Annotated in this window: 21 protein-coding genes and 1 pseudogene; 11 read left to right on the plus strand and 11 right to left on the minus strand. The window is 70.1% G+C overall.

What is annotated here, in order from left to right; all coding sequences use genetic code 11:
- Positions 1-13: 13 nt before the first annotated feature.
- A complete protein-coding gene (locus AB0Q90_RS25010) occupies positions 14-988 on the minus strand; it encodes a helix-turn-helix domain-containing protein (RefSeq protein WP_363161601.1) in 975 nt (324 codons plus the stop codon).
- Positions 989-1,073: 85 nt separating this feature from the next.
- Between AB0Q90_RS25010 and AB0Q90_RS25015 the strand changes: the two genes are divergently transcribed.
- Entirely contained in the window at positions 1,074-1,694 is a 621-nt protein-coding gene (locus AB0Q90_RS25015; protein ID WP_363161602.1) for an isochorismatase family protein, read from the plus strand.
- A gap of 15 nt (positions 1,695-1,709) precedes the next feature.
- Here AB0Q90_RS25015 and AB0Q90_RS25020 read toward each other — a convergent pair whose 3' ends face one another.
- Complete coding sequence (locus tag AB0Q90_RS25020; RefSeq protein ID WP_363161603.1) at positions 1,710-1,925, minus strand: hypothetical protein; 216 nt, start codon at positions 1,923-1,925, stop codon at positions 1,710-1,712.
- Positions 1,926-2,102: 177 nt separating this feature from the next.
- Between AB0Q90_RS25020 and AB0Q90_RS25025 the strand changes: the two genes are divergently transcribed.
- Positions 2,103-3,641, plus strand: a complete 1,539-nt coding sequence (locus AB0Q90_RS25025) for a fused MFS/spermidine synthase (protein ID WP_363161604.1) — start codon at positions 2,103-2,105, stop codon at positions 3,639-3,641.
- Positions 3,642-3,650: 9 nt separating this feature from the next.
- Here AB0Q90_RS25025 and AB0Q90_RS25030 read toward each other — a convergent pair whose 3' ends face one another.
- The 3 genes from AB0Q90_RS25030 to AB0Q90_RS25040 all read right to left on the minus strand — a co-directional run bounded on the left by AB0Q90_RS25030 (position 3,651) and on the right by AB0Q90_RS25040 (position 5,998).
- On the minus strand, positions 3,651-4,340 hold the full coding sequence (locus AB0Q90_RS25030; protein WP_363161605.1) for a class F sortase: 690 nt from the start codon (positions 4,338-4,340) through the stop codon (positions 3,651-3,653).
- A 119-nt stretch (positions 4,341-4,459) separates the two neighbouring features.
- Positions 4,460-4,843 carry a hypothetical protein gene (locus AB0Q90_RS25035; RefSeq protein WP_363161606.1) on the minus strand — a complete coding sequence of 128 codons (384 nt, stop codon included), beginning with the start codon at positions 4,841-4,843 and terminating at the stop codon, positions 4,460-4,462.
- A gap of 348 nt (positions 4,844-5,191) precedes the next feature.
- Positions 5,192-5,998, minus strand: coding sequence for a hypothetical protein (locus tag AB0Q90_RS25040; protein ID WP_363161607.1), 807 nt, complete (start codon positions 5,996-5,998; stop codon positions 5,192-5,194).
- A gap of 142 nt (positions 5,999-6,140) precedes the next feature.
- Between AB0Q90_RS25040 and AB0Q90_RS25045 the strand changes: the two genes are divergently transcribed.
- From AB0Q90_RS25045 to AB0Q90_RS25060, 4 genes are all read left to right on the plus strand, one after another.
- Entirely contained in the window at positions 6,141-7,106 is a 966-nt protein-coding gene (locus AB0Q90_RS25045) for a hypothetical protein (RefSeq protein ID WP_363161608.1), read from the plus strand.
- A gap of 88 nt (positions 7,107-7,194) precedes the next feature.
- A complete protein-coding gene (locus tag AB0Q90_RS25050) occupies positions 7,195-7,548 on the plus strand; it encodes a trypco2 family protein (protein ID WP_363161609.1) in 354 nt (117 codons plus the stop codon).
- Positions 7,549-7,589: 41 nt separating this feature from the next.
- On the plus strand, positions 7,590-8,276 hold the full coding sequence (locus AB0Q90_RS25055) for a trypsin-like peptidase domain-containing protein (protein ID WP_363161610.1): 687 nt from the start codon (positions 7,590-7,592) through the stop codon (positions 8,274-8,276).
- Between the two features lie 161 nt (positions 8,277-8,437).
- Entirely contained in the window at positions 8,438-8,983 is a 546-nt protein-coding gene (locus AB0Q90_RS25060; RefSeq protein ID WP_363161611.1) for an MOSC domain-containing protein, read from the plus strand.
- Between the two features lie 15 nt (positions 8,984-8,998).
- Here the strand turns inward: AB0Q90_RS25060 and AB0Q90_RS25065 are convergent.
- Positions 8,999-9,094 (minus strand): annotated as a pseudogene (locus AB0Q90_RS25065) (IS5/IS1182 family transposase); the annotation flags it as partial.
- Positions 9,095-9,413: 319 nt separating this feature from the next.
- Between AB0Q90_RS25065 and AB0Q90_RS25070 the strand changes: the two are divergent.
- On the plus strand, positions 9,414-10,295 hold the full coding sequence (locus AB0Q90_RS25070) for a GNAT family N-acetyltransferase (RefSeq protein ID WP_363161612.1): 882 nt from the start codon (positions 9,414-9,416) through the stop codon (positions 10,293-10,295).
- A 225-nt stretch (positions 10,296-10,520) separates the two neighbouring features.
- On the opposite strand, the gene AB0Q90_RS25075 is transcribed toward AB0Q90_RS25070, so the two are convergent.
- Positions 10,521-10,658 (minus strand): hypothetical protein, encoded by a 138-nt coding sequence (locus AB0Q90_RS25075; protein WP_363161613.1) that lies wholly within the window; start codon positions 10,656-10,658, stop codon positions 10,521-10,523.
- Positions 10,659-10,801: 143 nt separating this feature from the next.
- The gene (locus AB0Q90_RS25080; protein WP_363161614.1) at positions 10,802-11,644 is read right to left on the minus strand and encodes a class I SAM-dependent methyltransferase; all 843 of its coding nucleotides are present in this window, start codon (positions 11,642-11,644) and stop codon (positions 10,802-10,804) included.
- Positions 11,645-11,843: 199 nt separating this feature from the next.
- On the opposite strand from AB0Q90_RS25080, the gene AB0Q90_RS25085 reads away from it, so the two are divergent.
- Positions 11,844-12,218 (plus strand): amphi-Trp domain-containing protein, encoded by a 375-nt coding sequence (locus AB0Q90_RS25085; RefSeq protein WP_363161615.1) that lies wholly within the window; start codon positions 11,844-11,846, stop codon positions 12,216-12,218.
- Between the two features lie 342 nt (positions 12,219-12,560).
- On the plus strand, positions 12,561-13,397 hold the full coding sequence (locus AB0Q90_RS25090; protein WP_363161616.1) for a prephenate dehydratase: 837 nt from the start codon (positions 12,561-12,563) through the stop codon (positions 13,395-13,397).
- 11 nt (positions 13,398-13,408) lie between these two features.
- Here AB0Q90_RS25090 and AB0Q90_RS25095 read toward each other — a convergent pair whose 3' ends face one another.
- Together AB0Q90_RS25095 and AB0Q90_RS25100 are read right to left on the minus strand one after the other, a co-directional pair.
- Positions 13,409-14,164 (minus strand): hypothetical protein, encoded by a 756-nt coding sequence (locus AB0Q90_RS25095; RefSeq protein WP_363161617.1) that lies wholly within the window; start codon positions 14,162-14,164, stop codon positions 13,409-13,411.
- On the minus strand, positions 14,161-15,798 hold the full coding sequence (locus tag AB0Q90_RS25100) for a serine/threonine-protein kinase (protein ID WP_363161618.1): 1,638 nt from the start codon (positions 15,796-15,798) through the stop codon (positions 14,161-14,163). Before AB0Q90_RS25100 ends, AB0Q90_RS25095 begins: the two co-directional genes overlap by 4 nt.
- Positions 15,799-16,029: 231 nt before the next feature.
- On the opposite strand from AB0Q90_RS25100, the gene AB0Q90_RS25105 reads away from it, so the two are divergent.
- Complete coding sequence (locus AB0Q90_RS25105; protein ID WP_363161619.1) at positions 16,030-17,295, plus strand: glycosyltransferase family 4 protein; 1,266 nt, start codon at positions 16,030-16,032, stop codon at positions 17,293-17,295.
- Positions 17,296-17,309: 14 nt separating this feature from the next.
- Positions 17,310-18,131: a transferase gene (locus AB0Q90_RS25110; RefSeq protein WP_363161620.1), complete on the plus strand. Its 822-nt coding sequence runs from the start codon at positions 17,310-17,312 to the stop codon at positions 18,129-18,131.
- A 203-nt stretch (positions 18,132-18,334) separates the two neighbouring features.
- Here the strand turns inward: AB0Q90_RS25110 and AB0Q90_RS25115 are convergent, their stop codons facing one another.
- Entirely contained in the window at positions 18,335-19,576 is a 1,242-nt protein-coding gene (locus AB0Q90_RS25115) for an ATP-grasp domain-containing protein (protein WP_363161621.1), read from the minus strand.
- Positions 19,577-19,662: the final 86 nt, after the last annotated feature.

Raw genomic sequence — 19,662 nt, forward strand, 5'->3', positions numbered from 1 at the left:
GCGGCAGGCGCTGTCACGCCGCGCACAGCGAGTTGCCCAACCCCGAGCGCTCGTAGAAGACTTCGCGGCCACTGCGCTGCCGGGTGACCAGACCGCTGTCGCAGAGCACCTTGAGATGCTGGCTGACCGCGCCCGGTGCCATGGACAGCCGGCGCGCCAGGATGGTGGTGGTCGCCGCTTCGCCGAGCGTGACCAGGATCCGGGCGCGGGTGCGGCCGATGAGGGCATTGAGGGCGTCCGTGGTGGGGACCACCCCCTGCAACCAGACCGTGCCGACACCGGGGGCGGGGTAGACCAGCATCGGCTGATACGGCTCGGCCATCACCGGCGTGTCCGGCCAATGGAAGACGCTCGGTACGAGGAGCATGCCGTCGCCGTCGAGGGGGCCGCTGCGCCGCCAGCCGTGGGTACGGACGCGCAGACGGCCCTCGTTCCAGGTGACGTTCGGATGCAGGTCGTTGAACATCGCCCCCGCACCGTCCCGGGACAGTTGCCGGGACCGGCGCAGCACCTCCGATTCGAACAGCCCGCGGATCTGCGGCCAGAACGGCTCCAGCGCCGTCGCCCAGTACAGGCGCAGTTCGGCGGCGGCCCGGGCCACACCCGCGGCAGGGTCGGCGAGGAACTCCAGCACAGGCGGACTGCCGGCGCCCGGCACCCGCGCCGCCTCCCGGGCCGCCTCGTCCGGATCCGCCGCGGCGACCCGCTCCAGCTCGGCCGTGACGTCCGGCAACGGCTGGGTCGGCGGCGGAGTCAGGAAGTCGGCGATATAGGGGCCGAGCGGAGCCAGCGCGAACAGCAACCGCAGATCCAGTCCGGCGAGCCGGGGGCGGACGGCGCGAATCCACGGCAGGTGGAGCGCATGGCGACCGGGGTCCTGCAGCGTGCGCAGGCTCGCCACCGCCTCGGACACCGGCGAGAAGGCGAACCTCAGCCGCGCGAGGTCGGCGGAGGTGAAGTCGAACTCGGCGCACGAGGATTCAGCCACAGATGAAACATTTACGGATCGAGGAGCCCCCGGTCAAACATCGTCCCAGGTCATCCGACGATCACTACATCCAAAGGAAACGGCCATGACGAACCCCTTCCACGAGCCCCTCACCGCGGACAACGCCGTCCTCCTGCTGGTGGACCATCAGATAGGACTGTTCACCGGCGTACGGGACATCGGCGTGGGTGAACTCACGCACAACGTCACCTGCCTGGCCAAGGCCGCACTGCGTCTGGACCTCCCCGTCGTCGTCACCACCACGGCAGCCGACAGCATGTGGGGCCCTCTCGTCCCCGAATTGCGGGCCGCGCTGCCGAAGGACCTTCAGATCATCGACCGGAGCACCGTCAATGCCTGGCACGACGACCGCGTCCGCGACGCGATCCGGGCGACCGGGCGAAACAAGGTCCTCATCGCCGGAGTCTCGCTCGAAGTCTGTGCGGCGTTCCCGGCCATCGCCGCGGCCGCCGAGGGCTACGGCGCCTACGTCGCCGTAGACGCGTCCGGCACCTTCTCCACCACCAAGCGGGAAACCGGGCTGCTGCGACTCCAGCAGGCGGGCGTGGTGGTGAGCGACTACGCCAGCCTGGCCGTGGAGATACTCGCCGACAACGCGCATCCCCTCGCGCAGGACGTGTACGCCGATCTGGACATGCCGTTCGCCACGCTCGTCGGACAGCTGGCGGCCGCGCACAGCCGCTGAGTAATGGCTGGATCGCTAGTCGATTTCGCGGTCCAGAACGCGGCGGGCCGCTTCGGCCTCTGCCGCGGGCGGTGACAGCTCGTCGAGGGTGTCGAGCTCGTCGTCCGCTTCCAGTTCCCGTTCCCAGGCCGCCGCAAGGCGTTCCTGTTCCTGGTGCGGCATGGCGCCGACGGCTTCGCGCTGCTCCGGGTTCAGGGCCGCCAGGAATCGTCCGACCGTGTCCATGGGCATAGAGGGCTCCTTGTCGCGAGAAGGGGTGCCACCCTGCCCAGCATGGCCGAACGGCCCGACACCGGCAGTCCGCCACAGCCGAGAAGCACCCCGTTGGCCGCCTCACGTCGCGTCGTGGCGGCCGACGGCCCTTCTCAACTCCTGTGTGTGGACGAGCCGCATGGAAGGATGCCGTGCGTGACCGGATTGTCTTCGTCGCCCGTCGCCGGGGACAGGCCTCGCGACAACGGCCTGGGTTCCCGCGCGGCTGTCGCGCTGGTGTTCGCCTCCTCGGCCGCGGTCCTGGTGGTCGAGATCGTCTCTCTGCGGCTGCTGGCTCCCTACCTGGGTCTGACCCTGGAAACCAGCACCATGGTGATCGGTATCGCTCTGACCGCGATTGCCGCGGGTTCCTGGCTGGGCGGGCGCATTGCCGACCAGGTCAGCCCACGTCGCCTCCTCGGCCCCGCGCTCGGACTGTCAGGGGCGGTCGTGGCGCTGACCCCTGCCGTGCTGCGCACCACGGCGGAGTGGGCGCCGGCGGGGCTCTTCCTGATCGCGGCACTGACCATCCTCGTACCGGGCGCGCTGCTTTCCGCGGTGACCCCGATCGTGACCAAGCTGCGTCTCACCAGCCTCGCGGAGACCGGAACGGTCGTCGGCCGACTGTCCGGCGTCGGCACCGTCGGCGCCATCGTCGGGACCGTCCTCACCGGCTTCGTCCTTGTGTCGCGGTTCCCGGTCAGCAGCATCCTGATCGGCCTCGGGGTCCTGCTGGTGGCCGGCTCGGCGCTGGTCGAGTGGCGAACGCGCGGGTGGAGCGGGGTGCCCGCCCTGACCCTCGTGATCGTTGCCGGCGGCCTCGCCACCACGGTCGCACCCGGTGGCTGCGACACGGAGACCAGGTACCACTGCGCACATGTCGTCGCCGACCCCGATCGGGGCAGCGGCCGCACACTCGTCCTGGACGGCCTGCGGCACTCCTACGTCGACCTCGACGACCCGACCTTCCTGAAGTTCACGTACGTGCGCGCCATCGCGTCGGTGGTCGACACGGCCTTTCCCGAGGACGACCCCCTTGCCGCCTACCACTTGGGCGGCGGCGGGCTCACCTTCCCCCGATACCTTGCGGCCACCCGGCCCGGGACACGCAGCCTGGTGTCCGAGATCGACAGCGGGGTCGTGCGCATCAACCGCGACCAACTCGGTCTGAGCCCACGAGACGGCATCGACGTACGCGCCGAGGACGGCAGGCTCGGCCTGCGGCGACTGGACGCCAACAGCCGTGATCTCGTCGTCGGCGACGCCTTCGGGGGCGTCAGCGTGCCGTGGCACCTCACCACGGCGGAAGCCATGACGGACGTACGGCGGGTGCTCGACGAGGACGGACTGTACGTTGTCAACCTCATCGATCACGGTTCCCTGGCCTTCGCGCGCGCCGAAGCAGCCACCCTCAGGAAGACCTTCGAGCATGTCGCCCTCGTCGGCGAACCCGCCGACATCGGCCTCGACCCGACCGCCACCCCCGAGGGCGGCAATCTCGTCGTGCTCGCCTCCGACCGTCCTGTCGACCTCGCCGCGGCCCAGGAGGCGCTGGACGCCCGGCAGACCGGCTGGAAGATCGCCACCGGTGACGCCCTCACGTCCTGGATCGGCGATGCCCGACTGCTCACCGACGACTACGCGCCCGTCGACCAGCTCCTGCAGCCCTCCAGCCCGCGAAGCAGCGGTGGTTGAGCGTGTGGGCTATTTCAGGTGCGCGAAGACGACGAGGTTGTCGGTGTAGTCCTTGACGGCGCGGTCGTAGTCGCCGGCGCAGGTGATGAGGCGGACCTGGGCCTGCGGTGTGTCGGCGTAGACCCGCTCGTCGGGGAAGTCGTCCTTGGCGAAGGTTTCGACGCTGTCGACGACGAAGGACACCTTGCGTGCGTCGGCACGTTTGACGTGGAAGACGTCGCCCTTCTTCAGCTCCGAGAGTTCGGCGAAGACGGCGGGTGACGTGGCTGTGTCGACGTGCCCGGCGATGACCGAGGTTCCCGCTTCGCCGGGGGTGGGTCCCTTGGCGAACCAGCCGACGAGGTTGGTGTCACTGGCAGGCGGAGCATCGAGTTGCCCTGAGCGGTTGATCGCCAGCTCGGTGAAGGGGGCGTCGACGGAGATCTTCGGGATGAGCAGCCGTACGGGTTTGGACCGGGGCAGGTCTTTGGGCGCGGAACGATGCTCTGTCCGGCCTGCCGGCTGACCGGCGGGCGGCGTGGAGGCGGCGGCCCGTGCCGCTGGTGGCGGGCCGGCGCTGGTGGACGGCTCGTCGTCGTTGAAGACGGTCATGGCCAGCACCGCGAGGGCGAGCACTGTCATGACCAGCACACGGCCGCGGATTCCCGGCTCGGCCCGGGGCGTATCGGCGTCGGTGCTGGGAGAGGGACGAGCTGTCATGGGGAGACCACCTCACGGGGGCACAGCAGTGGTACGGGTCGGGACAATCGACGGGACCGCCGTGGGGCCGCCACGCGGCATACGCGTGGCGGCCGCAGCGGCTATGTCGTCGGGCATCGTCAGGCCACGCTTCCGGCGGTCTTGCGTCGGCGCGCCGCGTACAGGCCGGTGCCGGCGACCGCCAGGACCGCCAGCCCGCCCGCGGTCACCGTGGGCGTGGCCAGGCCGCCGCCTCCGGTGTGCATGCCGCCCCTGGGCTTGTCGTGGTCACCCTTCCAGGAGTTCTCGTCGTGCTTGCCGCTCCAGGAGTCGTCCTTCTCGTGCTTCTTGCCGCTCCAGGAGTCCTCGCTGTCGTGCCCGTAGTCCCGGCCGCCGTCGTGGTCCCTGCTGTACGAGGAGTCCTCGTGGTCCTGGCCGGGGGCGGCGGCGTAGGCGGCGGGAGCGCCGAGGAGGACGGCGGCCGTGGCCGCCGTGGCGGCGAGCAGAGTGCGTGCAGAGCGCATCTGAGTTCCCTTTCTGCCGAGGAGCGGGTGGCTGACGCGGTATCAACTGGATCTGGTCCCGCCTCGACGTGATCCACGGTCAGTGGGGAACTCCGGGCTCGCCACTTGGGACGACCCGCCGGGTGACGGACCGTCTGCTGTCTGCCGGACATCCCAGGCCCTGACCTGATGCATCGTGAGAGGCGGGATGGGGCCGCCCGCGGCGCGACGGGGGAGGGTTCTTTTGTACGGGGCGCACCACCCGGGTGGCGGAGGAGCCGGGTCGGAGGATCGGCCTAACGGAGTCTGCGCCCCGACGCGGCAGCTCTCGGGCAACACAACCGGAGCCACCGCAACGGACTTCAACCGTCAGTGGCAGTCGAAACGCCAGTCCCAGGGAAGACCGGGGCACTGGCGGCAGTGGAAGAAGTAGACGCCGCCGCCATCGCCCAACTGGATGTCACCGGTGATGGTCACCAGGTGTTCCATGCGGTGTCCGCTTTCGCAGTCGGGCCACTGGGCGGGCTGCGTCCAGGCGGGCCAGCCGCCGACCTTGGTCGCGATGACGTTGGAGTCGGCAGGCCACTGGGAGACGCCCGACGGCAGCCGCAGCCGGGGCTCCCACGTCTCCCACATGTCCTGGGGCAGATCGAGCCACCGGGGCCAGTCCTGCGCGGTGCTCGGGGAAAGCGTGGACGGCGTCGGCAGGTTGTCCTCGTCGTATTCCCCCTCGCCCGCCCGGGGGAATTCCGGCAACAGCCCGCCCGCGACGACATCGGCCTCGTTGCGCCAATACAGCTGTGGCATCACCGGCCCCGCGTCCTGCTCATGGATCAGGGCACACCACACCAACTGCAGCAGGTCCTTGCCCCCGGGGAACTCCAGTCCCGGCACATCCCGGGCGAACAACTGCAGGATCGGCACCATGGGCACCGAGCCCGGGACGATCTCGGTGCGGTTGCGCCAGTCGGACCCGAACGTCCAGTGGTCCTCCTGTGCGCAGTACGGCCATGGCTCGCCCGCGGGCCACAACAGCTCGCCCCCCAGCGAGCTCTCCCGCACACCGGGGTTGCCGGGCTCGGGGTTGAGGAGGGTGGTTTCCCGGGCGAGCGCCGCGTACTCGGGTATCAGCGTGCGCAGGTCCTTCGCGGGCAACTCGGGTGCGCTGTGGGACATCAGGGCTCCGTAAGTTCTTAGGCGGACAAAGATCGACAGGGTGCTGCGGGCACGTTAGCCCCCGCGGGGCGCCTGGAATATGGCTGTATACCCTGATCCTTGCGATTCGTGATAGATACGATCTGTGTCGCACCGGGAGAAAATGAACACGGCGGGTGCCCGCAAGAAGCCCTCCCTGGAGCGCTCGCTGCTGGCGTCGATCGTCACCGAACCCGGATACCTTCCCGAACTCCTGGCCGACTTCGCCGTCCGCCGCGTAGGCCCGGCCGTGCCCCGAGCCGTCGACCGGCTTCGGCGGAACCACCCCGACGCCACCGACGCGGAACTCCGAAGCCTGGTGGTCGCCCGCGGCCGGCGGGCCGTCGTGTCGGAGGGATCCTTCGTGGGCGGCCCCTTCATCGTGCTCATTCCGGTCGCGTTCTGCACCGCGCTGCTCCGCCAGGCACGTACGGTCCTGGAGCTGGCCGCCCTCGACGGCCGCGACCCGACGGCGAACGCCCGCGCCGGCGAACTTCTCGTCCTCCAGGGCGTGTACGAGGACACCCAGCAGGCGCAGGAGGCGCTCGCCCGGACGCCACGCGCCGCTGACGCACCGGTCCGCTGGAGGCGATGGGCGGCCCTGTGGGGCGTCACCCTGCGCATGGCCCGCCTGCTCGGCGTCCTCACGCCGGGGGACGCGGGTCAGGACGCGGGCGGGCGCGTACGCAGGCTCGCCGTCCAGGCCTGGCGTTGGCTGCTCCTCGGTACGGTCTTCCTGGTCGGACTGGTCGCCCCCCTCGTCTGGCTCCCGTACATGGCGGTGAGCTACCGGCGTGCCGACGCCCGCTTGGCGAACCGCGTCCTGGCCTACTACTTCAGCGACACCGCACCCGCCCCGCGCCGCCGGATCACCCGTCCCCAACCGGACGTCATGGCGGCCGCACTCCGCGCGTTGCTCTCTCTCCTCGTACCGCTCGTGCTGACCGCCGTCACCCTCTTGGCCGGCCTGCGCATGGCCGGCAGCCGCTGGCCGGTCCTCGGCCTCACCCTGGCCACGGCGTCCGCGGCGGTCGGCGCGCTCTGGTACCGGCGCCGTCACCGCAGGCTTCGGCCCACCCCCTCGGCTTGAATTCCCCCCGAACCGGGAATGTTCGCCCAACAGCCGCGAGGCGATGCCGGGGTGGCCCTGCCCAGGGCCGCACTGTCGAGGGGGCCGCATGGGAGACGAGGTCGAGCTCGCTGACGCCATCGAGGCGCTGCGCGACAGCCTTGAGCGGGCCAGGAGCCGGGGCAGGGGGCGGGCGATCCGATTCGATGTCTCGTCCGTCGAGCTGAACCTGAGCGTGGCCGTCACACGGCAGGGCCGGGGATCGGTGGGCGTGCGCTGGCATGTCCTCAGCGCGGGTGGTGAGCGCTCCCGGCAGGCCGAGACGGTTCAGTCGCTGACCCTCCAGCTGGAGCCGGTCGTCGTGGATGCCGACGGCACTCCGCTGCCGCCGGGCGACCAGCACATCTCCGACGGGGCGCCCGGCTCCGCCCCGCGCGACGAAGCGCTGAGCGACCAGGGCTGACGAGGCCGGCCCACGTGATGGCGTCCAGGGGCGGAAGCGCCGTGGAGACCGGACGCGTGGCCTGTGTCCGCTACACCGTCGGTGGCAGGACCCGCTACGGTTCGGGGCTCTTCGTGTCGCCCCAGGTGGTCCTGACGGCCGACCATGTCGCCGCGGGCAGCGCTCATGTGGTGCTCCGGGCGTCGGCGGACGGGGCCACGACGGAACACCGGATCGTACGGCGCATCCGCTCGGGGAGTCCGGACGTGGATCTGGCGCTGCTCGTCGTGGACGACGCGGTGCCCGATCTCGGCACCCTGCGGTTCGCACGGGTGGACCGTGGCGGCCTCGGACGCATCGAGGGCTGCGTGGCTGTGGGGTTCCCCTGGTGGCGTATGAGCGGTGGGGAGGGCGGCTCCCGGAGGTCCGCGCAAGTGGAGGGGTACGTCCCCACCGCCGAGGGATTCGTCATCTCCGCCACCGCTACGAACTCCGGGCCCGCGCTGCTGACACTGGTGGGCGACCGCTCGCCCGCCGACCGCCCTCCCGCCTCCGCGCCCGTCGGCCCACCGGATGACGACGGGCCGACGCAACCCGTCTCTCCATTCTGGACGTTCGGAATGGAACCCGACGGTTCCCCGTCACGACCATGGCACCCGGCGTCCACCCGCCACGACCTCCACACCGACTGGCCCCTGCCGTCGGAGGAGTTCCTGGCCAACTTCGCCCTGATGCACGTGACGTACTAGGGGCTGTCTCTTTGGCGTTCGGTGACGGGGGGGTGTCGGTCAGGAGCCGGGCATGACCCATCCGCCCGATGATGTCCGCTCGCTGTACGCCTCCCTCATAGGGCTGCTTGCACCGCTTCTATGATCGACCGGACGCCGAACGACGACGGGTGGAGGGCGTGATGCCTGGTCAGGTGACCGCAGTGAGCAGTAACGAGAGGTACTCGTTCAGCAAGCCCAATCGCGATTCCATCAGGCTGCTCACGGGGCTCGGAGTGGAGGGAGACGTTCACGCTGGTGAGACGATCCGCCACCAGTTCCGCATGACCTACGAGCCGGACCTGCCCAACCTGCGCCAGGTCCACCTGATGCACGAGGAACTCTTCGACGAACTCGCGCTCAAGGGCTTCAGGGTCTCTGCGGGCCAGCTCGGCGAGAACATCACCACGCGCGGGGTGGACCTGCTGGGCCTGCCCACCGGCGCCCTGCTCCATCTCGGGGAGCAGGCGGTACTTGAGGTGACCGGACTGCGCAACCCGTGCTCGAAGATCAACGACTTCCGCAAGGGGCTGCTTGGTGAGGTCTTCGCCATGGACCCCTTGTCCGGCGAGTTCACGTTCAAGTGTGGCGTCATGGCTGTGGTCCGCCGTGGAGGGACCATCCGCCCCGACGATTCCATCCAGGTCGAGCCCCCGCCGCCCCCTCACCGCCCGCTGGAACGGGTTTAGGTTCTGGTTCCGTGGTCATCGGCGTGCCCAGATGAGGATCGCGGCGAGGTGGAGTGCGGCCTGGTAGGCGATGGCGAGCTTGTCCGTTCGCATGGCCAGGCCGCGCCACTGGTCGGGTAGCCGGGTCATGGCGACATGACCCGGCTACCCGACCACCACCGGGCCGCGGCCACCAGGTACGAGAAGGTGGCGGTCCGCTACGAGGCAACCGTGCTGGTCGCAGCCATCAACGAGTGGCTGTGACCGCACGCTCGCACCGGTCTTTCGTTAACCCTTTGCCGAGGAAGCGATGGGCCAGCTAAGTTCTCCCAGCCGTCCGATGTGTTCGGGACCGGCGCTGTCGACGAGGAGGTGTGGAGCACATGTGCAGGAGTGCCCAGGTGTTGAGTCCGCGTACTGACCTTGGCCACTTCCTCACGACGGAGACACCTTGTCGTTCCGCATCACCCCACTGACCGATCCCGCTCACGGCCCGAACAGCCGGCGTCTTGCATGGCTGGCGTCCGACGCCGATTCCATCCCCACCGGAACCGCCTTTCTGCGCCTGTTCAACAGTCCCGGACAGGAGCACCTGGCCGAACTGACCCTCCAGGTCCATCCGGCGGAGCGACGCCGGCACATCGGCTCGCAGCTTCTCAACGCCGCCGTAGCCGCCGCCCGGGTCGATGCCCGGCGCTGCGTCATCGCGCAGGCCGAGGCCGGAGCACCCGGCGACCACTTCCTGCCGGCGCGCGGTTTTCGTAAGGTCCTCACCCTGAGGTTCTCCCGCTTGCCACTGGCCGATGTGGACACCACCGCCCTCGCCGAGATCATCGAGTCTTCGCATCCCGGCTACCGGCTGGCGGCATGGCACGGAACCGTCCCCGACAACCTCGCCGAGACGTTCGCCGCCTCACGCCGCGCCATGGACGACATGCCCATGGATGACACCGACTACGGCACGGTGTACTGGGACGTGGACCGGGTCCGGGCCGCGGCGAAGGCCGTCGAACAGCGCGGCGACCACCTGCACACCGTCGCCGCCATCGACACCTCCAGCGGCTCGATCGCCGGATTCACCGAACTCGTCATACCCGGCAACGGCACAGGTGATGGCCAGCACTACGGCACCGGCGTGCTGCCCGAGCACCGCGGACACGGCCTGGGCCGATGGATGAAGGCCGAGTCGATCCGACACGCCCATGGGCACTATCCGGACCTCGGCGGCCTCCTGACCGACACCGCCGACAGCAACACGCACATGAGACAGATCAACGACAGTCTCGGCTACACACCCACACACACGACCCACCAGTACCAACTCAACCTTTAGCGGCGGACGGACGGGCCGGACCTGGACATCACATCGTCCGGCCCGTCCATGCCTTCGATACACAGCCGAGTCCGCGTGCCGAAAGTGGATCTTGAGCGATGCCTGTTCTCCTTGGGTCGGCCCTCTCGGTGAAGATCGAGAACGAGACAGCCACCCGGAACCCGCGCCGCACGTCGGGCTTGCTCGATCAGTCAAGGACCTACCTGGAGCTACTCAAGTCCGCCGTCACTCTTCCGGCGGCGCGATGCGGCGCAGCCCGCGCAGCCATGCCCGTCGCATCGATGGCAGTGCCACCAGAGCCTCGATCCCCACGAACAGCTCTGCCCAGTCGTCCTGAGTACCGCCAGCACCTTGCATCGGCATTCGCACACGGTAGCGGCGGCCCCTGCACATCCTGCGGCGCCGGATGCGTCAGCGTCGTCCGGGCCGACGCGGGCTGCGCGGCCCGGCGGGGGAGGGGAAGGGGAAGTCGGTTGGCATCGCCCGGACCGGGCGGTCGCTGACGCCTACAGCTGCCGCACGCGCAACACACCGGTCAGTATCGGCAGGGTGAACTCGCCGTGGGCCGTCTCCGGCGTCTTCGCGAGGAGCGCCAGGATCCGGCCCAGCGTGGCCTGTCGTGCCTGGTCCGGCATGACCAGCATCCCCGCACGTGTCGCGATGGTCGCGACAAGGGATTCAGCGGTACGGCGCTGCCCGTGCGGGAACTCGGCCTGCTCCGGCGAGTCGAACCGGGCAGGCGTGCCGGTCTTCGGAAGGTGCAGGTCGGCCATCTCGGCGCGCCAGCTGGCGGGCGTGTCACGCGGGCCGATGGCCGCGCTCCCGGTGACCCGTGCGAGCCCGGCCACCCACTCGACCTGGTCGTCCATGAGGTTCCACAAGCCGGCCAGAATGCCACCGGGCGCGAGAACTCTGGCGATCTCGGGTCCCGCGACGGCCATGTCGAACCAATGCATGGCGTTACCGGCCAGCACGGCATCCACGGAAGCATCCGGCAGCGGGATCGCCTCGGCACTGCCCGACAGGGCACGCACACCCGGCAGCGAGCGGCGCAGCTCGCTCAGCATCGCCGGGTTGGGTTTGATCGCGATGACTTCCACGCCCAGCGCGACAAGTGTGGCTGTCAGCTTGCCGGTTCCGGCGCCGAGGTCGAGTACGCGTGGCCCGGGCGCGGATTCGAGCGCCCAACGCACCGCGGCCTGAGCGTAATCCGGACGATGCTCGGCGTAAGCGCCGACCGCTGCACCGAACGACGAGGCATGACGCGGCAGTTCAGCCTGATCCAGCCGGTCACCGTAGCCGTGCCGAAGGCGGAAGGCGGAGGGAGTCCGAGGGGAATCGTCTGGCATCAGCGCCCTCGTCTTCCTGTCGGTGCTCCACGCCCTGCCGTCTTCCGCCGCGGGCCCCACGGGCGTCGCGGGCACTCCTGGTGAACGACGGGGCCCCGCGAGGTCGGACGCACAGCGACCGGAGGCGAGGATGCCCCATCCCGCCCATCACGTCACAATGAGCGCTATCCAGCCTCTCGTGGCATACGGAGGGTTACCTATGAAGGACCTCAAGATCGAGCAGAAGCGCTCACTGTCACGCCATGAGGCCGCTGACCAGCTCACGGCACTCGCGGACGCGCTGAGGGAAGGCGGGGACGCCGAACTGGAACTGGGTCCAGGAACGCTGAGCCTGCGGATTCCCGACGACCTCCGCAGTGAGATAGAGGTGGAGATCGGCAACGGCGAGGTCGAACTGGAGATCGAATTCAAGTGGCCGACCACACCGACACCGGCAGCCCGTGCGCGTACGGACGCAGGCACGAAGAAGGCCGCCAGCCGGAAGACTGCGCCCGCCGGCGGGCGGCGAAGCAGCACGAGCACCAACAGGAGCAAGGGCACGAAACGGTCGGCCGCGAAGACGAAGACACCCTGAGCAGGCGAACCACGGCGCGCCCGGTCGCCCCGGCATGACGCGCGCGCGTTGACGCCGACCCACCGGACCCACTGGACCCCGGCAGCGCATCGGCGCCGCCTCCGCCTCGGCCGACTGCGTCACACGTTCGGCGGCACGCCACGCATGCCGTACAAGCCGCGAACACCGTCCACCATGTGGGCACCGCGGCGTACGAACACGGGCCGGCGTCAGACTGGGGTGGCGGCCGGCATCCCTGGTGAGCCTGATCGAAGCGGGTTCCCCGAGTCCTCAGCAGGTGCGCACCACGACGGAGCTCCTGCTGCCCTGCGGCAGGACCTCCCCGCAGGAAGGCTGAACACGGTGACGACCGCCGCATATCAGGGTGAACCCGGATCCAACTCGGCGACCGCCGCACGCGCCCTCTACCCCGGCGGTAGCGAGCTGCCCTGTACGAGCTTCGAGCAGGCCCTGGACGCCGTGACACTCGGCAGCGCAGATGTCGCCGTGATCCCGGTGGACAACTCGGCGGCCGGACGCGTCGCCGACGTACACCACCTGCTGCCCGAGTCGGGGCTGTTCATCGTCGCCGAGTACTTCCTCGCCATCCGCTTCGACCTGATGGGCGTGCCCGGCGCGACACTCGACGACATCGAGTGCGTACGCAGTCATGTGCACGCCCTCGGGCAGTGCCGCAAGGTGCTGCGGGAGGGCGGCTGGCGCACCCTGGTCAGCGACGACACGGCCGGAGCCGCCCGTGAGGTGGCCGAACTCGGCGACCCGCGGCACGCGGCGCTCGCCCCGCCCGCCGCGGCCGAGCTCTACGGCCTCGACGTGCTGCGCCCCGAGGTCGAGGACGACCCGGACAACACCACGCGGTTCGTCGTCCTGTCCCGGGACGCCGCCCTGGCCCCGCACACCGGGGAGGCGACGATGACGAGCCTGTTCTTCTGCGTGCGCAACATCCCCAGCGCGCTCTACAAGGCACTCGGCGGGTTCGCCAGCAGCGGCGTGAACCTCACCAAGATCGAGAGCTATCAGATGGGCGCCGGCTTCAACCCCAGCCGCTTCTACGTCGAGATCGAGGGCCACCCCGACGACGAGCGCGTCGCCCTGGCCCTGCACGAGCTGCGCTTCTTCTCCACCGAGGTACGCATCCTGGGTGTGTACCCCGCGCACTCGCACCGACAGAAGAGCTGACAATCCCACCGTCAGGGGCAGGCGTACGTGAACTGCGCGGTGACCGTTCTGCGGGTTGGTGAGAGGATCTCAAGCTCGGCCTGCGCCGTGCGGTGACCCTGGCCCTGGAAGGTCCACATCAGGTGCAGGCGTGCGTGTTTCTGGCCGCGGACCACTTCTTCGCGCAGGACGTCGGAGGCGGTGCCGTCGCTCCTTGTCCAGCGGTAGGAGAGCTTTCCGGGGCTGCCGTTCGTTCTGACCACGCCGACGACGTCGGCTGTCTCGTCGCACCCCAGAACCGTCGGCCGGGCCGTGACCGTCACCGTGCTCACCTCGACGGACGGCCCGAGGCGCTGCCAGGCGAGGAAGCCGAGGACGCAGATCAGCACCAGGGCGGGCAGCGCGTGTCTGCGCCACCGCCGACGAGGGGGTGGCGGGGGTGCCGTCACCGCGGGGAGTGTGCCGTGCGTGCGGTGCGCGACGGTGGCGGTGACGCCCGGGCCGAAGCGCAATACGGTGCCTTCGACGCGGTCGGGCGGGGGTGCCGACCGCGTCGGTGAGGGGCTCTCCTCGACGAGCGTGTCCTGCGATGCCGGTCGCTGTATCCAGTGGCTGGCCAGCACGGTGGCGCTGTACTCGGCGTCGGCGGAGCCGGGTTCGTCACTCGGCGCGGGGCCGGCGGTGGGGCTCAGCGGGAGCGTGGGGACGTGCCTGTCGGCGGGTGCGAGCCGATGCGTCGGTTCGTGATCCGCGGCGGGTGGGGGAGTGCGGTCGTTCTGAGCGGTCATCGAATGTCACACTGCCTGGTCAGGAGCTGTTGAGAGGCATCACCGCCGGCGGCGCCCGGCGTGGTTGTGGCCTGTACCGACCAGTAGCAGCCGGTGTTCTGGAACGTGTGGTCGACGGTGATCGAGTACGCGGTGGCTCCGCTGCGCGTGTAGGTCTCGGGCGCCCCGTCGGCAGCGCCGGGCTGTCCGCTGACGTTGCTGGTGAACCACGAGACGGTGATGGAGATCGGCCCGGTGCCGTCCGTGGTGACGTCGATGGTGGCGGTGGCGGTCGTAGGACCCGTCTGGCTGAAGCCCGACACCGCTACGGCCTTGACGGCGGGCGCGGCCGGCGATGGGGGAGAGGTGGTCGGCGTCGTCGTGCTCTCCGTGCCGCCCGGCGGCGTGGGTGTTTCCTCGCCGGCGGATGCGGGGGGCTCCTCGGCACCCGGGGTCGCCGGGCCGGTGGGCGACTGGCCGGGTGACGACGAAGGGCTTGCCGATGCGGTGGACGTCGGGGACGGGGAGACCGACGACGTCGGCGCCGAGGTCCCGGCCGGATCCGCGCCGGGCTGGGCGCTGGTCGTGGCCAGGGCTTGTGCCGCCTCCTGCGCCGCGGACCCGGGGTCCAACGGGATTCCGTAGGCCAGGAGCACGCCCAGAATGACGGCAGCGACCGACACCAGCATTCCGGGCCGGCCGGGCAGCCATGATCGCGCCGGGACGGGGCCCGGTCCCTGGGGCAGGATCGTGCGTGCGGTGTCGGTGGTGGTGTGGGGGGTGTTGCGGGCCGAAGGCAGCAGCAGGGGCAGGAGCGCCACCAGTGCGGCGAGCCGGCCTCGGCCCCGCTCCTCCCAGTCGTTCCCGTAGGCGGTGCCGGCGACCGCCTCCAGTTCCGTGACGAACTCCGCCGCCTGCGCGGGCCGGTCCGCCGGGTCCTTGGCCAGACCGCGGCGGACGAGCGCGCGCACGGCTTCCGGAGCCTCCTCGGCAGGGACGGGCGCCTCGACGTGTTGCAGGGCCAGCTCCGCGAAGTTGTCCCCCGAGTAGGGCTTGTGACCCGTCAGGCACTCGAAGAACGTGGCCGTGGCCGCGTACACGTCGGCGGCCGGGGAGGCGGGCGCGCCGGTCCATTGCTCGGGGGACATGTAGGCCGGGGTTCCCGCCACCCCGGCGCTCGCCCCCGAGTCCACCGCGATCCCGAAGTCGACGAGCTTGGACGATCCGTCCGGCATGACCAGGACGTTCTCCGGCTTGTAGTCACGGTGGACGACGCCGATGCGGTGGGCGTCGGCCAGGCCGAGCAGCGACCCCTTGAGGATGACGAGCGCGGCTTCGGGGTCGAGCGGGCCGTGACGGGTCAGCAGGGTCCGCAGCGAGACGCCGTCCACCAGCTCCATCACGATGGCGGCGCCGTGCGGGCTCTCCACGTACTCGTACAGACCGGTGACGTACGGGCTCTCAAGCCCGCCGAGCAGCCGTGCTTCCGCTCGGAAGTCGTACACGAAGCCGGGCCGGGTCAGCAGCGACTCGCTGAGGTACTTGACCGCGACCGCGACGCCGGTGTCCTCGTGGACGGCCAGGACGACCCGCCCGCTCGCTCCCGAGCCGAGTTCGAACGACTCGGTGTACCCGGGCACTTCCCATGTGCTCATCGCATCCCCCAAGTGGCGGAGCCCTCATCCGCTCCGCGGCGACCGTGCCATGCGCTCAGAGACACATTTTCGGCCACTGCGGTTGCGTGGCCAGAAGGATCGTCGAGGCGTACCCGGACCGTGACACGGTGACTGCCGGCGCGGGGACCGGGCGGCGCCCGACATGATCGTGAAGGGAACAAAGCGGTAACGGAGGGCAACGGGAAGGGGGTTGGTGAGGTCTAGTCCGCCATGAAGATCTCTTTCCTGATTCACAACGCCTACGGCATCGGAGGCACGATCACCACGACCTTCAATCTGGCCCAGGCTCTGGCCGCGCGGCACGACGTGGAGATCGTTTCGGTGTTACGCCATCGGGAGCGCCCGAACTTCGCTCTGGACCCGCGCGTGTCCCTACGACCGCTGGTGGACCTGCGCAAGGAGAAGGACCATCCGCTTCATCTGAGACCCGCGAAAGTGTTCCCGGCCGCCGAATACCGCTACCAGCAGTACAGCGAGCTGACCGATCAGCGGATCGGCGAGTGCCTGGAGGCAATCGACGCCGACGTGGTCATCGGCACCCGCCCCGGGCTCAACGTGCACCTGGCGTACCAGGCCCCGCGACATGTCGTCCGCATCGGGCAGGAGCACCTCACCCTCGACAACCACTCACCGTCGCTGCGCACCGCGTTGCGCCGGGCCTACCGGCGACTCGACGTGCTCACCACGGTCACGGAGGCGGACGCCGCCGCCTACCGGCGCAAGATGCGGCTGCCCGGCGTCACGGTGGAGGCGCTTCCCAACAGCGTCCCCGATCCTGTGCTGCCCGCCGCGGACGGCCGCGCGAAGGCGGTGATCGCGGCCGGCCGGCTGGTTCCGGTGAAACGTTACGACCTGCTCGTCGAGGCATTCGCCCGGGTGGCCGCCGAACACCCGGACTGGCAGTTGCGGATCTACGGCAAGGGGGAGGAACAGCCCCGGCTGCGGCAGCTCATCGACACGCTGGGCCTGTGCGACAACGTCTTTTTGATGGGTGCGGCCGCCCCGATGGAGGCGGAGTGGGTCAAGGGCTCGATCGGCGCGGCTGCATCCAACTTCGAGCCGTTCGGCATGACCATCGTCGAGGCGATGCGCTGCGGACTCCCGGTCGTGAGCACCGACTGCCCGTACGGACCCGGCGAGATCATCAAGGACGGAGTCGACGGCCGACTCGTGCCGGTCGGCAACCGCGAAGCGCTGAGCGACGCGCTGCTGGAACTCGTCGGCGACGACGAGCGGCGCCGACGCATGGGCCGTACGGCCATGGAGAACGCGCGCCGCTTCGCCCCGGTTCCCGTCGTGGAACAGGCCGAACGCCTGATCGGCGCGGCGATGTCGGCGAGGGGGTCCGGGCGGCCGGACACACCGGAACGCAACCCGATACAACGCGCCCTGATCAGCCGGGGTTTCGCCGCGCGAGACGCCGCGCACGCCGCGGCCGGCAGTGCGCTGCGCGCAGTACGGAGGGGCCGACGATGAACCGGGAACCAGGCATGACACATGACGTGGAGCTGCGCGCCCACTGCACGACCGACGCCGACGGCCGAATCACCTTCCACCTGCCCGCACTTGAGGCGACAGATCCACCATCAGCCCAGCTCCTGCTGCGCCTGCGCCCCAAGAAGGGAAAACCCGAGGACCTCCCTCTCCTCCTCCACGTCGAAACGGTGGCCGACGGCGGCCGACGTGCCGTCCTGGAGCCGCAGCCCGTCCTCGCCGAGGGACGGTGGGACGTGTACCTGCTTCCCGCACCCGAGGCGCCGCGACAGCGACTCCGCCCTGGTCTGCGGGACCAGCGCGCCCTGGTCGACGGACACACCCGCGACTGGCCGTCGCCGGTGGCGGTCCGCGTTCCCTACTCCACCAAGGACGGCTATCTCGCCGTACGGACATGGCTGCGCACCGCGCATGCCGAGGTCGAGGGCATCGACGTGACGGACAGGTCGATGACGGTCAACGCGCGCTTGCACGGCGCCACCCTGTCAGCGGGAGCCGTCGTACGCCTGCGCGCGAGGGGCGCGAACGGTGCCGTACGGATCCGGGAACCGCAGGTCGAGAGCCCGGGCGGGCGGTTCTCCTTCACCGTGGACTTCACTGAGCTGATCGCCGCTGACGCCGCCGGCGTCTGGGACATCAGCGTTCGGACCGGCCCTGCCGGGGAAGCCCCACTCGCCCGTGTCGGCCGCCTGCTGGACGACCTGGCGGACCGCAAGGAGATCTTCGTGTATCCGACGGCCAGGGTCGGCGGTGCCGTCGTGCGTCCCTATTACACGGTCGACAATGACCTCTCGGTGGAGGTGGGGCCTGCCGGGTGACCACGCTCCCTGCGTGGATCGCCGCGGTCGATGCCAGTTGCGGGGGTCCGGGCGCGCTCCGGACCCCCGCCCGGGCCAAGGCCGGGACCGTGCTGGGGAGTACGGTCCGGCACTGTTGGGCATCACAGTGGCGCCTTGGCCCGCCCGGTTGCCGGCGGCCAGCCGTCAACCGGTGGTACTCGTGCCCCTGACTCAGGGTGCATTCAGGCGGCGCGAACCGCAGCGGTGGGGGCGATGTCGGCTTGCAGGTCGTACATCACCTGGTCGAGGAGGGCGTGGCAGTCGCCCGCTTCGGCCCCCAGCACCACCCAGTGCGCGAGACGGTCCTGGGCCGTGGCCTGTGCCGCCGTCTCCACCTGGTGGCCCGGTTCTCGTGTCACAGCGGTGCGATCCACCAGCGGGCCGCTGCCGGGTGTGGTGACCGACACGTGTTGAAGCCGACCGCTGACCTCGGGGTAGGCGAAGTGGACGGCTGCCGCGCGCTGCCGGGTCGGGGCCAGATTCGGCAGCCGGCCGACAGCCAGGTCGGCGGCTATCCGGGGCAGGTTGACGCCCGTGGCGCGCTTGACGAGCAGGGGGATCAGGTCATCGGCAAGGTGAGCGCTGATGTCGGTGATGCGTGGTCCTCGGCTGGTGAGTGTCATCTCGATGTGGAGCACACCGAGGGTGATGCCGAGGGCCTCGACGGCCCGGGCGACCGTCTGACGCAGCAGGCGGTTGTGCAGCAGGGCGTCGTGGGCGTACACGCAGTGCCGTACCGCCTGCCGGGCCGGTGGCGGCCCCAGGGTGGTCCTGGTGATGGCGACGATCTGGACGTCACCGCTCTCCAGGACGACGGTCTCCGCGGCCACCTGCGGCCCGTCGAGCCGCCGTTCCACCAGCACATCGCCGCGCGGGAGGGGGTGATTCGGCGCGGCATGGCTGCGCACGCGTGCGCACATGCCCGCCACCTCGCTGCCGCGATCCGCCTGGCCGGACGAGGCGCTCCCGCTGCGCGAGCGGATGACGACGGGGTAGCCGATCCCGTCCGCGACGGTGACTGCTGCCTCCGGGCTTTCCGCCTGCGCCCAGACGGGCACCGGCACTTTGTGCCGTGCCAGCTTCGCGCGGAGCTCCGCACGGTCGGCGCAGGACTCCAGAGCCTTTGTCGGTGGGCCGGGCAGCTGCAACTGCTGCGCGATCCGTGCGGCGGTGACGAGGTGTTCGCCGGTGTAGGTCAGGATGCCGCCGAGGTCATGGGTGGCGGCAAGGGCCTTGACCGCGGCGGTTGTTGCCGCTTCATCGGCGGGGTCGACGCAGAGATGACGGGCAAGGTGGGGGCGCGCCCAGGCCGGCGCGGTGGTGGCGGCCAGGATGACGGGATGCGTGAAGGCGATCTGGGCCAGGGTGAACTCGCTGGAGGCGGCTGAGCCTCCTAACCCGAGGAGCACTAAAGGCTGGGGCATGTGCGTAACTCCGTCCTACCCGCGACCTTGTTGGATGAAGGAAGCACCAGATCGTGGAGATGGCGCCGCAAGGGGAAAGCAGTCCT

It is taken from the genome of Streptomyces sp. NPDC079141, from assembly GCF_040686775.1.
Classification (GTDB): Bacteria; Actinomycetota; Actinomycetes; order Streptomycetales; family Streptomycetaceae; genus Streptomyces.

Excerpts from the sequence above, each read along its gene's own strand:
- AB0Q90_RS25045 (WP_363161608.1), top strand. The coding sequence starts at position 6,141 with ATGAACACGGCGGGTGCCCGCAAGAAGCCCTCCCTGGAGCGCTCGCTG.
- AB0Q90_RS25040 (WP_363161607.1), bottom strand. The coding sequence starts at position 5,998 with ATGTCCCACAGCGCACCCGAGTTGCCCGCGAAGGACCTGCGCACGCTG.
- AB0Q90_RS25100 (WP_363161618.1), bottom strand. The coding sequence starts at position 15,798 with ATGAGCACATGGGAAGTGCCCGGGTACACCGAGTCGTTCGAACTCGGC.
- AB0Q90_RS25080 (WP_363161614.1), bottom strand. The coding sequence starts at position 11,644 with ATGCCAGACGATTCCCCTCGGACTCCCTCCGCCTTCCGCCTTCGGCAC.
- AB0Q90_RS25110 (WP_363161620.1), top strand. The coding sequence starts at position 17,310 with ATGACACATGACGTGGAGCTGCGCGCCCACTGCACGACCGACGCCGAC.
- AB0Q90_RS25020 (WP_363161603.1), bottom strand. The coding sequence starts at position 1,925 with ATGCCCATGGACACGGTCGGACGATTCCTGGCGGCCCTGAACCCGGAG.
- AB0Q90_RS25075 (WP_363161613.1), bottom strand. The coding sequence starts at position 10,658 with ATGCCGATGCAAGGTGCTGGCGGTACTCAGGACGACTGGGCAGAGCTG.
- AB0Q90_RS25105 (WP_363161619.1), top strand. The coding sequence starts at position 16,030 with ATGAAGATCTCTTTCCTGATTCACAACGCCTACGGCATCGGAGGCACG.
- AB0Q90_RS25085 (WP_363161615.1), top strand. The coding sequence starts at position 11,844 with ATGAAGGACCTCAAGATCGAGCAGAAGCGCTCACTGTCACGCCATGAG.
- AB0Q90_RS25115 (WP_363161621.1), bottom strand. The coding sequence starts at position 19,576 with ATGCCCCAGCCTTTAGTGCTCCTCGGGTTAGGAGGCTCAGCCGCCTCC.
- AB0Q90_RS25095 (WP_363161617.1), bottom strand. The coding sequence starts at position 14,164 with ATGACCGCTCAGAACGACCGCACTCCCCCACCCGCCGCGGATCACGAA.
- AB0Q90_RS25050 (WP_363161609.1), top strand. The coding sequence starts at position 7,195 with ATGGGAGACGAGGTCGAGCTCGCTGACGCCATCGAGGCGCTGCGCGAC.
- AB0Q90_RS25015 (WP_363161602.1), top strand. The coding sequence starts at position 1,074 with ATGACGAACCCCTTCCACGAGCCCCTCACCGCGGACAACGCCGTCCTC.
- AB0Q90_RS25035 (WP_363161606.1), bottom strand. The coding sequence starts at position 4,843 with ATGCGCTCTGCACGCACTCTGCTCGCCGCCACGGCGGCCACGGCCGCC.
- AB0Q90_RS25060 (WP_363161611.1), top strand. The coding sequence starts at position 8,438 with ATGCCTGGTCAGGTGACCGCAGTGAGCAGTAACGAGAGGTACTCGTTC.
- AB0Q90_RS25030 (WP_363161605.1), bottom strand. The coding sequence starts at position 4,340 with ATGACAGCTCGTCCCTCTCCCAGCACCGACGCCGATACGCCCCGGGCC.